Source organism: Sphingobium sp. YR768 (assembly GCF_900111125.1).
In the GTDB taxonomy this organism is placed as follows: domain Bacteria; phylum Pseudomonadota; class Alphaproteobacteria; order Sphingomonadales; family Sphingomonadaceae; genus Sphingobium.
Genome location: NZ_FOGE01000014.1, coordinates 107926 through 120077 on the forward strand (window position 1 = coordinate 107926; position 12152 = coordinate 120077).

Genomic DNA, 12152 nt, shown 5'->3' on the forward strand with positions numbered 1-12152 from the left:
CCCCGGCGAGTCACGACGTCGGTGCGGGGCCGGTTCCTGACGGAGCCGGCCCTATTGCCTGATGCGATCATCCCCGACCGGGGGACGCAGGACATCAAAGGGCTGCGGTCGACCCAGATGGAAGCCCTGCCCCACGACGCAGCCCAGACCGAGCAGGAACCGGGCCTGCGCTTCGGATTCGACACCCTCGGCAACCACCTCCATGCCGAAGCTGCCGCCCAATTTCACGATCGCATCGACGATCGCGGCATCCCCCGTATCCCGTTCGATATTGCTCACGAAGCTGCGATCGATCTTCAGCACATCGACCGGATATTGCTTCAAATGGGTGAGCGAGGCGAAGCCCGTGCCGAAATCATCCAGCGCAACCCGCACGCCTGCCTTGGAAAAATGATTCAGGGCATGCGCCACCTGGTCCGTTCCCCGTCCCAGAAACACGCTTTCAGTCACTTCGACTTCGAAATGCGCGGTCGGGATGTCGAACTGGGCGAGACGCTCCAGCAGTCGCTCGGCAAAATCTCCACTGGCAAAATCCGCCGCCGACGCATTGATCGCTACCCGTCCGGGATCATGGCCTGCCTGTAACCATTGCCGAAGGTCGCGCAATACCGACGCCAGCATCTGCCGCGTCAATTCCACGGCGATCTCACCATGGTCGAAGGCGGCAGCGATGGTGCCGGGCAATTGCAGCCCCATGCGCGGATGATGCCAGCGCAGCAGCGCTTCATAGCCAAGCAACCGCCCCGACCGCATGTCCACGCGGGGCTGATAATAAGGGATGACAAGATCGTCGGAAACGATCTGCCGCGCCATGCGGATCATCGAACTGCGATGCTGCGCCTCGGCCCGCAATTGGGACTGGAACAGGGTCAACCGCCCCCGCCCGGCCGCCTTTGACGCATAGAGTGCCAGGTCGGCAGCCTTGAGCAAATCATCAGCCCGGCTGGCATGGTCGCCAAACAGCGCGCCGCCAATGCTGACACCGCAATCCAGCGCCCGCCCCTCATGCAGATGCGGCGCGCGGACATTGTCGTACAGGCGCGCGCTGAACGCCTCCAAAGCGCAACTATCGGCCAGAGAGGCCGCGATCAGCCCGAATTCGTCGCCGCCAAGGCGCCCCAGCACCGCGTCCGATGGTGCCAATGCCACCAGTCGCTGGGCAAAGGCGCAGAGCAGCGCATCGCCCGCATCATGGCCCAGTGAATCATTGGTGCGCTTGAGGTCGTCGATATCGAACAGCAGCAGGCCGAAGCTTTCCTTGTTCGCCAGCGATCGGGTCGCCATTTCCTCCAGCGTCGCCTGCCACAGTGCCCGGTTCGGCATGCGCGTCATCGGGTCATGCGTCGCGGCCCAGCGTATCCTCTGTTCTGCATCCCGTTCTTCGGTCACATCCAGAAAGGTGACGATGATCCGCTGTGGACGGCCGCCATCGGACCGCGTCGTCCAACCCGTGCTGCGTATCCAGCGAAGCGCGCCGTTATCCGCCCGGTAGATGCGCAATGTCGCCTCGAAATGCGGTGGCAAAGCGCCCTCGGCAACGGCCTCCAGCATCGCGCGCAGCCGATCGCGATCGTCAGGATGCAGCAGGCTGAGCGCGAGTTCGGTGGTCGCCGGCTGCTCCTCGGGCAAGCCCAGCATCCGGCGCAATTCGCCCGACCATGTCCGGGCGCCGGTCACGCAATCGAAGTCCCAAATGCCCAGTCGCGCCGACTGGACCGCCAATCGGAACCGTTCCTCGCTCTGGCTGAGCGCGCGCTGCGCCAGCCGTTCGGCATGCACATCTTCCAGCGTGCCATACCAGCGCAGGACCGCGCCTCTGGCGTCCCGCCGCGCCGATGCCCGCGCGCGCATCCATCGATAGCCGCCGTCGCGCAAATGGATGCGATATTCGACATCGAGCGGCATGCCGCTCGACAGATGATTGCTCCATGTCGCCACGGTCCGGGCCAGATCGTCGGGATGCACGGCGCCAAGCCAGCCCGTCCCCAGCGCCTCCTGCGGCGCCATGCCGGTCAGGTCCAGCCAGCGCGGCCCCACTTCCTCCACATTGCCATCCGGCCCGGCGGTCCATGGCACTTGCGGGCTGAGATCGACCGACCAGCGATAATGTTCGCGACTTTCCGCCAGCGCATCGGCCAGCAGACGGGCGTCACGATCATGGCGCTCATGAATATCTTCGATCGTGCCATACCAGCAGGGCAATCCGGTCGCGCCTGTGGCACGGGCTATGCGAACCAGACACCAGCGCCGTTGTCCGTCGGCGCAACCGATACGCAGGGTCAGCGGCTGGGGTCGATCCTCCGTCAGGGCGGCACCCAGCAAGGCGCGACGATCCTTGGCCGACACCAACCCCCGCCATCCCCGACCGATCGGGTCGCCACCGAAACGTGGCGGGAAACCGACACCATCGCGCTCCATGGCGATCAACTGCCCTTTGTGATCCGCGATCCAGCGCAACAATGGGGGCGAAACCTGTTCGAACAGCGGAGAGCCAAGAAGGTCGTTCCGATACAGGAACAAGTCGCGCGCGCCGGCACCGCCGCCCAGCGCAAGACGGACATCTTCAAATCGATGATCAACAAAGCGGTCCATTCCCGCTCCCGTTTCTACCGCCTCGTTCCCACTATTTTTGGAACCTAGCTAAAAAGGTTAAACAAATTGGCAGTCCAAAATGTCCATTCGCCCCACTATTTCTAATATCGAGAAAAGACAGTATTATAGCGTGGCCGCTACTTGCGGAACATGCCCACCAGTTCGACTGGAAGCGGCGGTTCATCGCGCTGGGGCACTTCGCGTACCGCCTCGACCTGCTCATCCGGGTCGAATCGCACCCAACCGGTGCGGCTGAGCTTTTCGAGCGGTCGATACCGCACCTTATATTGCATCCGCTGCGACCCATCGACCCAATAGCCCAGATAGACATAGGGCAGACCCGCCTTCGCTGCGCGCAGGATATGGTCCATGATGATATAGTTGCCGAGGCCCGGCCGCTCTGCCAGTTCGGTGTCGAAGAAGCTGTAGATCATCGACAGGCCATCGCCCTGCCGATCGGTCAGGCAGGCGCCGACCAGTTTGCCCGGACGGCCATCCATGGTCGCTTCACGATATTCGACGATATAGCTGTCGACGGGCGTCTGCTCGACCATGTCGGCAAAGTCCATCTCGTCCATCTCGGTCATGCCGCCGCCGGGATGACGCGCCTGGAGATAACGCTGGAGCAGCGTATATTGCTCTTCGGTCGACCAGGGCTTGCAGGCGGTGACGACCAGATCGCTGTTGCGACGAAGCAATTTGCGCTGGGTGGCATTGGGCTGAAACTCGCCCGCCACCACACGCACCGACACACAGGCCGAACAATCGGCGCAACTCGGCCGGTAAGCGACATTCTGGCTGCGGCGAAACCCGATGCGGCCCAGCGCATCATTGAGTTCGGCGGCATTGTCGCCATTCAGTTCGGTAAACACCTTCCGCTCGCTCTTGCCCGGCAGATAGGGACAGGGCGAGGGATTTGTGACGAAGAAACGCGGGAATCGGAAAGGGGCCGTCATGCTTCCCCCTCCGATTCAGTCCTGCGCGTCGCGTCGATCATGAAGGACTTATGCCGTCCACCCGCCCGGCTGAAAAGTCCATTTACCACGAAAAGTTGCGAGACTTTTCAAGCGTCAGGCAACCTCGATCGGTGCGACCTCATAACCGGCCTCGCCCAGCGCCGCGATCAGCCGCTGAAGATGCGCCCGATCACGCGTTTCGCATTCGACGTCGAGGCTGAGGCCCTTGGCCGGCAGGTTGGTGAAAATGCGCTGATGCGCCAGTTCCAGGATGTTGACCGACTCCTGATCGAAGATGCGGGCGACATGGAACAGCGCGCCGGGGCGATCCTGAAGGATGATCCGCAGACGCGCCAGACGACCCGACCGGGCCAGATCGCGCAGCAGCACATTGGCCAGCAGGCGCGTATCGATATTGCCGCCGGTGAGTATCAGGCCGACGCTGCGCCCGGCAAATTTCTCGCGATGGCTGAGCAGCGCAGCGAGACCGGCAGCGCCAGCCCCTTCGACCACCGTCTTTTCGATCTGGAGCAGCAGGCTCACGGCTTCTTCGAGTCGGCGTTCCGTCACCAGCAGAACATCGTCCGCCAGTCGTTCCACGAAACGACGAGTGAGTTCGCCCGGCTGCTTGACCGCGATGCCTTCCGCCAGCGTATCGCCGTCGCAGGGCAGATCGGCGCCCTTCACGAAATCATACATGGACGGGTAAAGTTCGGCCTGCACACCATAAAGCTGGATATCGGGCTTCATCGCACGCGCCGCCGTCGCCATGCCGGAAAACAGGCCGCCGCCGCCGATCGGGATGATCAGCGTGTCGATTTCCGGCGCATCTTCCAATATCTCCAGCGCGACCGTGCCCTGCCCCGCCATGATGTCCGGCTCGTCGAACGGGTGGATGAAGGTCAGGCCCTGCTCCACCTCCAGCTTGCGGGCATGGGCATAGGCGTCGTCAAACTTCTCGCCATATTGCACCACGGTCGCGCCATGGCCGCGCGTCTGCGTGATCTTCACGATCGGGGTGGTCGTGGGCATGACGATGGTGACGGGCACGCCCAGGCGCTTGCCATGATAGGCCAGCCCCTGCGCATGATTGCCCGCCGACGCGGCGATCACGCCCTTGGTCTTGGAGGCTTCGTCGAGTTGCAGCAGGCGATTGAGCGCGCCGCGCTCCTTATAGGCGGCGGTGAACTGGAGATTTTCGAATTTCAGATAGACCTTGCAGCCCAGCATGTCGGACAGCGTCTGGCTAATCAGCGTCGGCGTCTTGACGATCGCGCCCGAAATACGGGTCCGCGCAGCAAGAATATCATCGACGGTGACGGGCAGCGGCAGAGCGCTTTCGATCTTGGCTAGGTTGGTCATGGTGGCGCCCCGTAAAGCAAAATTGCGGCGGAAGAAACTGGCACTGTCGGAAAACTGGCCCTATGGCAGGGCTGGACGCAGTAATTGTACGAGGCATATGGCTAACATCGCGTTTATCGGCCTGGGGATCATGGGCGGCCCGATCGCCGGTCATCTGGCCAAGGCCGGGCACAGCCTGACCGTCTATAACCGTTCCATCGGCAAGGCGAAGATCTGGGCCGAAACCTATGGCGGGCAGGTCGCGATCAGCCCGGCCAAGGCGGCTGAGGATGCGGAGATCGTGATCAGTTGCGTCGGCACCGACGATGATCTGTCGCAAATCACGCTGGGCCGCGACGGCGCCTTCCGCACGATGAAGCCGGGCAGCCTGTTCATCGACCATACCACCGTGTCGGCGCGGATCGCGCGGCAATTGTTCGTGGAGGGCGAGAGCCTGGGCATCCACAACGTCGACGCGCCGGTGTCCGGCGGTCAGGCAGGCGCCGAAAATGGCCGCCTGTCGATCATGTGCGGCGGCAGCGAGCCAGCGGTCGCGGCGGCAAAGATCGTGATGCAGGCCTATGCCGCGCGCATCGTCCATGTCGGCAGCGCGGGCGCGGGCCAGACCACCAAGATGGTGAACCAGATTTGCATCGGCGGCGTGTTGCAGGGACTGTCCGAAGCTTTGCGCTTTGCGCAGGCGGCGGAACTGGACCTGGACAAGGTGTTCGAGGCGATCTCCGGCGGCGCGGCGCAAAGCTGGCAGATGGAAAATCGCTGGAAGACGATGGCGGAGGATAGTTTCGACTTCGGCTTTGCGGTCGACTGGATGCGCAAGGATCTGGGCCTTGCGATCGAAGAAGCGCGCGCCAACGGCTCCACCCTGCCGGTGACGGCGATGATCGACCAATTCTATGCCGATGTGCAGGCGCTGGGCGGCAGTCGGCAGGATACCAGCGCGCTGGTCCGGCGGATCACCCGCGCATGAGAGCTGCTGCACTGGCGGCGATCGCCGCGCTCGCTTTGCCCCTCCCCGCTCATGCGTCGGGCGTGATCGACAATGTCAACGGCATCGCGATCGACGCCAATGGCAAGCTGGTCCATTTCGACGCGCTGATGGTCGATGATGACGGCAAGGTCGAAAAGCTGATTCAGGGCCGCTATCAGGAGCCCGAATATAAGCCCAAAAAGCCGAAAAAGGGCCAGCCCTGGCCGGAGCGGCCCAAGCCGCTGAGCTTCAGGATGGACGCGGGCGGCAAGACGCTGATTCCCGGCCTGATCGACGGACATGGTCATGTCATGGGCTATGGCATGGCACTGATCACGCTCGACCTGTCGGACACGAAATCGCTGGCCGAAGCGCAAGCGAAGATCCGCGCCTATGTGGAGGCCAATCCGGGTCGCAAGTGGATCATCGGCACGGGCTGGAATCAGGAACAATGGGGTCTGGGCCGCTTCCCGACCGCCGCCGAACTGGATGCCGCCGAAAGCGAGACTCCGGTCTGGCTGGAGCGGGTGGACGGTCATGCCGGATGGGCCAACAGCGCCGCGATCCGCGCGGCGGGCATCACCGCCACGACCAAGGCGCCGATGGGTGGCCGGATCGAGATGGCAGCGGGCAAGCCGGCCGGTGTCTTCGTCGACAAGGCGATGAGCCTCATCCAGAAATTCGTGCCGCCGCCCGCGCCCAAGGATCGCGACAATGCGCTGGAAAAGGCGCAGCGCGCTTTGCTGTCCATGGGCATCACCGGCATTGCCGACATGGGCACCAGCATAGAGGACTGGCAGGCCTTCCGCCGGTCGGCCGATCGCGGGGCGCTGCGCGTGCGAATCATGTCCTATGCCTATGGCATCGACAATATGGTGCTGATCGCCGGATCGGAGCCGACGCCATGGCTCTATGACGATCGCCTGCGCATGGGCGGGATCAAGCTGCTGCTGGACGGTGCGCTGGGATCGCGCGGGGCGTGGCTGCGGGCGGACTATGCAGACGCGCCGGGGCAGCGCGGCCTGCCGATGATCCCCGACACGCAGCTTCGCAACTTTATGAGCCGCGCGGCGATGGATAATTTCCAGGTCGCCGTCCATGCGATCGGCGACGCGGCCAACCATGAAGTGCTGAACGCGATCGAGGAACTGAACGACACCTATAAGGGCGATCGGCGCTGGCGCATCGAACATGCGCAGATCATCGACCCCGCTGATCTGCCACGCTTCAAGCCGCTGGGCGTCGTCGCCTCCATGCAGCCGGTGCATGAAGCGTCGGACTGGCGCATGGCGACCGCGCGCATGGGCGAGGCCCGGCTGAAGGGCGCCTATGCCTGGAAGACGATGCTCGACAATGGCGTGCCCCTGGCCTTCGGGTCGGACGTGCCGGTGGAAAGCCCCAATCCCTTTCCGGGCATTGCCGTCGCCATGACGCGCGAGGATGCCAAGGGCGAACCGGCGGGCGGCTGGATGCCGGAGCAGCGGATCGGCTTTGAGGCGGCGCTGGACGGCTTCACCCGGCAGGCGGCCTATGCCGGCTTTGCCGAAAAGCGCTTCGGCAATCTGGCGGTCGGCCAGCGTGCTGACTTCCTGCTGATCGATCGCGACATTTCGACCACCCGTCCCGCCGATATCCGCCAGACGCAGGTGCTGGAAACCTGGATCGGCGGCAAGCGGGTCTATGTGAAGGGGCAGTAAGTCAGCGCGACTTGGCGGGGTTCCAGATGGTGACGGTGCGCCCCCGCATCGCCTTGGCCACCCCCTGCAAGGTCGCCGCATAGGCAATCAAAATATCGACCAGCGCGGCGAAGGGGCCACTCTTCGCCCGCACCCCGATCCAGATGACCAGCGCCACGCCGATGGCCCCCGCCATATAGAGCATCGGCGAAATCCGCATAGCCAGCGCGCCGGCGGCGATGGCGCCGGTCAGGATGAAGACGCCGCCGAACCAGCGGACGATCTTGCGCGACATATATTTGAAACGGTCGACCGCCGCCATCCGCCGCAATTGCGGGCGCAAATGGCTGTCCGTATGCCATGCGCGGGCGGCGATCCGCACCTTGCGCCGATATTCATCCTTGCGCGCCGTCACCAGACGTTCGCGGGCGATCACATCCTTCGCCTTGATCAGGCGCTTGCCGGCAAAGACCACCGCCATGGAGACGGTCAGGTCATCCAGCACGCTGTCGGGGAAATCGGGATAGAGGCTGCGCCGGATCGAGAAGATGGAGCCATCCGCCCCCAGCACATTGCCGGTGCGCGATTCCTCGTCCTTCAGCCGCTCTTCCAGCCGCCAGTAGAGCGAACCGACCGAGGCGGTCGCACTGCCCTCCGCACCGATATAGTGGAGCGATCCCAGCACACCGCCGACGTCCGGATCGGCATAGCGGGCCAGCAGCCGTTCCACGGCCTCTTCGTCCAGAAGCACATTGGCGTCGGTAAAGATCAGCACCTCGCCGCGCGCGCGGGCCGCCAGTTGCTTCATGCCATGCGCCTTGCCGCTGCGGCCGGGGCCACGGATCAGGGTGACGAGATCGCCCTGCCCCGCGATCAGATCGCCCGTGCCATCGGAGGAGCCATCGTCGAACGCCAGAAACTCCAGCGTCGGATAACGGCGCTTGAGCATCGCCAGATTGGCCAGCTTCTCCGGCATCGCCTCCGCTTCATTATAAGCGCAGAAGAGCAGCGAGGCGCTGGGGGTAGGCCCCGCGACCGGCCGCTCGGCCTTCGACGACAAAGCGCGCAGAATCAGCGGATAGAAGAGGAAGGGCCAGGCCACCGCCACCAGACAGAGCAGCAAGATCGCGGCAAGAATCAGGTTGGTCGCCATCGGATCAATAGGCCTTGTGATGGACGAGGACACCCAGCGTCGCCACGATGATGCGCAGATCGCGCCAGATCGACCAGTCGCTGACATATTCGAGGTCGGACTGAAGCCGGTCGATCAGATCCTGATGATGGTCGGTCGATCCGCGATGACCGCGCACCTGCGCCAGACCGGTCATGCCCGGCTTGATGCAATGCCGCTCCCAATAGCGGGCGTCGACTTCCCAATAGAGGCTGTCGCCTGCCTTGGCGGCGGCGGCATGGGGACGCGGGCCGACGATGCTCATATCGCCCTTCAGCACGTTGAACAGCTGCGGCAGTTCATCGATACTGGTCTTGCGCAGGAAGGCGCCGACGCGGGTGACGCGATCATCGTCGCGCCGGGTCAAGGTCGCGGCCTTGTGATCGCTTGCCTCGCTGCGCATCGATCGAAATTTGTAGATAGAGAAGGGGCGCGCATCCTTGCCGATGCGCGGCTGACGAAACAGCGCCGGGCCGGGACTGGTCAACCGCACCGCGATAGCAGCCGCGATCAGGATCGGCGACAGCAGGATCGTGGCGATGCTGGCGACGATCAGGTCGAACAGCCGCTTGATCAGCCGGTCACGAAAATGCAGCGGGCCGCCCGCAACGATGATGGTCGGCTGACCGTCAAATTCATCCACCCGCGCAGGCGCAAAGCGCAGCAGTTCGGGCACGACGATCTCGCCGCGCGCCGACAGCGACTTGAGCGCGGCGGACCAGTCCGTCATGCGATCGAGCGGACAGGCGACGATCACCCGTTCCGCCATGCCGACCGCCGCCGCCAGCCGCGCGGCCATGTCGGCATCATGCCGTTCGGGGTGGAGATTGGCAGCATCGGCGTCGATCAGGTCCATATGCGGCCCTGTCTCGATCGCCACGCCATCCAGAATCACGGCGGTCAGATGCGGCACGTCGCCCAGCACGCGCACCGCCAGCCGCGCCACGGCCAGACGCACCAGCGCGACGGCGATAGCGCTCAGCCCCAGCCCGGTGATGAAGGTCAGACGCGAAAGCTGCTCGGCGATCTTGCCCAGATAGACGATCAACAGCATCAGCAAGGCGGCCTGCGCCAACGCCCAGAGCGCACGCACGATGCCACGCCGCACCCGGTCCAGCGTGTTGATGCCATAGGCGCCGCCCTGCACCGCCAGCAGCGCATAAAGCGGCGCGATCATGGCGAACATCACCAGGCCATGGGGCTTGCCCGGCTCGCCCCACAGCGCGCCCAGCACGAACCAGTTGGCGGCGAGAAAGGCGCAGAACAGCCCCGCCATGTCCCCCGCCAGACACAGCGCATAAAGCCGCAGCCGCACTATTTCCTTGGAGACTGTCACCGCTGCGCCCTGATTTTCGTCATGTGTCCCGTTGGCACTGGCAGCGGTGGGTTGCAAGGGGGAGGTTCGCGGTCAGACGCCGAACAACCCCACCAGCGCCTTGTCCAGCATCAGCAATTGCCACAGCAGCCGGCCATGATCCGACACCCCCGCGCGATGGTCGGCCGCGACCTTCGCCAGCATCTTCGGGTCGAACCAGCCCGTCTTCGCCAGCGCCGATCCGCCCGCGATCGCGGTCGCCTCGCCCGCCAGCGCGCCACGGAACCAGGCGCTGATCGGAGTCACGAACCCCATTTTCTGGCGATAGAGGATATCCTGCGGCAGGAAGGGTTCCATCGCCTTCTTCATGAGATATTTGCCGCTATTGCCGCGAATGCGCTGCGCGACCGGCAGCTTGGCCGCGAACTCCACCAGCCGATAGTCCAGCAGCGGCTCGCGCGCTTCCAGGCTGACGGCCATGCTCATCCGGTCCGTCTTGGTCAGGATGTCGCCGGGCAGCCAGATGCGGATATCGGCATATTGCGCCCGGTCGAGCGGATCGCGTGCGGGCGCCTCCGCCATCGCCTTGATATAGCGATCCTCGGCGCGATAGGCGCCCAGCCGCCCCTTCATTTCCTGACTGAACAGCCGCTGGCGCAGGGCATAAGGCGTGACGCCAACCGACGCGGCATAGGCTTCGCCACCCTCACCCGCCAGTTCGAGGAAAGTGGATTTGGCGCGCAGCGCACGCGGCGCCCAATCCGCCTTGGGATAATAGCGGCCCAGCGTGCCGAACAAGGGCTGACGCACCGATTGCGGGATCAGACCGCGCAGTCGTTCCCCCTGCATCTGGAAACGATGGCGGCGATAGCCGGCGAACGCCTCGTCCGCGCCGTCGCCCGACAAAGCCACCGTCACCTGTTCACGCGCCAATTCGCACACGCGGAAGGTCGGCAGCGCGGAGGCATCGGCAAAAGGCTCGTCGAAATGGAAAGCCAGCCGGTCGATCAGCCCATAATCATCGGGTGATACGATGCGCGTGCGATGATCGGTGGCGAAGCGGCGGGCGACACGGTCGGCAAATCCCGTCTCGTCCAGACTCGCGACGTCGAAGCCGATGGTGCAGGTCTTGACCGCGCGGCTCGATGCCTCGGCCATCAGCGCCACGACGCTGCTGCTGTCCACCCCGCCCGACAGGAACGCGCCTAGCGGCACGTCGGCAACCATGCGCGACCGCACAGCCTGTCGCATCAGGGCGACCAGTTCCTCCTCCAGCGCTTCGGGTTTCGCCCTGGTCCGGTCGGCGAAGCTGACGTCCCAATAGCGTTGCGGCTGCGGCAGGGGCCGGCCGCGCACCAGCCGCAGCGTCTCGCCCGCGCCCAGCTTGCGCACGCCCGCCACCAGACAGGCATCGTCGGGCACATAGCCATAGGCCATATAATCCTCGACCGCGCTCAGGTCCGGCGCGCGGCGCAACAAAGGATGCGCCAGCAGGCTCTTCAATTCCGATCCGAAGATCAGGCTGCCATCCGATAGCAACGCATAGTGAAGTGGCTTCACCCCCAACCGGTCGCGCGCCAGCCAGAGCGATTGCGCCCGCGCATCGAACAAAGCGAAGGCGAACATGCCGTTGAAGCGATGCACGCACTCCTCACCCCATTGGCGATAGCCGTGCAGGATGACTTCGGTATCGCTATCGGTGCGGAACACATGGCCCTTCGCCTCCAGTTCCGCGCGGACTTCCGCGAAATTATAGATTTCACCGTTGAAGACGACGACCAGACTCTCATCCTCGGTCAGCATCGGCTGCGCGCCGCCGCCCAGATCGATGATGGAGAGGCGCAGATGGCCCAGCCCCACGCCCGGCGCCGTCCAGATGCCGCTGCCGTCCGGGCCGCGATGCGGCATCACGTCCAGCATGGCGCGCACCCGCGCGGGATCGACCGGCTTGGCCGTTTCGAGATGGAAAATACCCGCTATGCCGCACATAATATGGCCTTAAGAGGATCGCCCCGCAAATCATACCCCGTTCGGGCTGAGCCTGTCGAAGCCCTGCTCTTTTCTTGAAAGACAGTAGGGCCCTTCGACAGGCTCAGGGCGAACGGCGTGAGAG

General features: G+C 64.2%; 8 protein-coding genes. 2 read left to right on the top strand and 6 right to left on the bottom strand.

The annotated features are described in order from the left end of the window. Positions 1 to 51 precede the first annotated feature (51 nt). From BMX92_RS16130 to BMX92_RS16140, 3 genes are all read right to left on the bottom strand, one after another. The gene (locus BMX92_RS16130) at positions 52 to 2592 is read right to left on the bottom strand and encodes a putative bifunctional diguanylate cyclase/phosphodiesterase (protein ID WP_093018310.1); all 2541 of its coding nucleotides are present in this window, start codon (positions 2590 to 2592) and stop codon (positions 52 to 54) included. A gap of 137 nt (positions 2593 to 2729) precedes the next feature. Further along, the gene (locus tag BMX92_RS16135) at positions 2730 to 3548 is read right to left on the bottom strand and encodes an arginyltransferase (RefSeq protein WP_093018312.1); all 819 of its coding nucleotides are present in this window, start codon (positions 3546 to 3548) and stop codon (positions 2730 to 2732) included. A gap of 114 nt (positions 3549 to 3662) precedes the next feature. Next, positions 3663 to 4910 (bottom strand): threonine ammonia-lyase, encoded by a 1248-nt coding sequence (locus BMX92_RS16140; protein WP_093018314.1) that lies wholly within the window; start codon positions 4908 to 4910, stop codon positions 3663 to 3665. 97 nt (positions 4911 to 5007) lie between these two features. Here BMX92_RS16140 and BMX92_RS16145 point away from each other — a divergent pair, with 97 nt between their 5' ends. Beyond that, entirely contained in the window at positions 5008 to 5877 is an 870-nt protein-coding gene (locus BMX92_RS16145) for an NAD(P)-dependent oxidoreductase (RefSeq protein ID WP_093018316.1), read from the top strand. Beyond that, positions 5874 to 7574 carry an amidohydrolase gene (locus tag BMX92_RS16150; protein WP_093018318.1) on the top strand — a complete coding sequence of 567 codons (1701 nt, stop codon included), beginning with the start codon at positions 5874 to 5876 and terminating at the stop codon, positions 7572 to 7574. Before BMX92_RS16145 ends, BMX92_RS16150 begins: the two co-directional genes overlap by 4 nt. A 1-nt stretch (position 7575) precedes the next feature. Here the strand turns inward: BMX92_RS16150 and BMX92_RS16155 are convergent, their stop codons facing one another. From BMX92_RS16155 to BMX92_RS16165, 3 genes are all read right to left on the bottom strand, one after another. After that, positions 7576 to 8706, bottom strand: coding sequence for a glycosyltransferase family 2 protein (locus tag BMX92_RS16155; protein ID WP_093018320.1), 1131 nt, complete (start codon positions 8704 to 8706; stop codon positions 7576 to 7578). A gap of 4 nt (positions 8707 to 8710) precedes the next feature. Continuing rightward, the gene (locus BMX92_RS16160; RefSeq protein ID WP_093018391.1) at positions 8711 to 10060 is read right to left on the bottom strand and encodes a sugar transferase; all 1350 of its coding nucleotides are present in this window, start codon (positions 10058 to 10060) and stop codon (positions 8711 to 8713) included. A 72-nt stretch (positions 10061 to 10132) separates the two neighbouring features. After that, positions 10133 to 12028 carry an XrtA/PEP-CTERM system amidotransferase gene (locus BMX92_RS16165; protein WP_093018322.1) on the bottom strand — a complete coding sequence of 632 codons (1896 nt, stop codon included), beginning with the start codon at positions 12026 to 12028 and terminating at the stop codon, positions 10133 to 10135. Positions 12029 to 12152 lie beyond the last annotated feature (124 nt).

Bases quoted from the DNA above. Each gene is read 5' to 3' on its own strand.
- BMX92_RS16130 (WP_093018310.1), bottom strand. From the start codon at position 2,592: ATGGACCGCTTTGTTGATCATCGATTTGAAGATGTCCGTCTTGCGCTG.
- BMX92_RS16135 (WP_093018312.1), bottom strand. From the start codon at position 3,548: ATGACGGCCCCTTTCCGATTCCCGCGTTTCTTCGTCACAAATCCCTCG.
- BMX92_RS16140 (WP_093018314.1), bottom strand. From the start codon at position 4,910: ATGACCAACCTAGCCAAGATCGAAAGCGCTCTGCCGCTGCCCGTCACC.
- BMX92_RS16145 (WP_093018316.1), top strand. From the start codon at position 5,008: ATGGCTAACATCGCGTTTATCGGCCTGGGGATCATGGGCGGCCCGATC.
- BMX92_RS16150 (WP_093018318.1), top strand. From the start codon at position 5,874: ATGAGAGCTGCTGCACTGGCGGCGATCGCCGCGCTCGCTTTGCCCCTC.
- BMX92_RS16155 (WP_093018320.1), bottom strand. From the start codon at position 8,706: ATGGCGACCAACCTGATTCTTGCCGCGATCTTGCTGCTCTGTCTGGTG.
- BMX92_RS16165 (WP_093018322.1), bottom strand. From the start codon at position 12,028: ATGTGCGGCATAGCGGGTATTTTCCATCTCGAAACGGCCAAGCCGGTC.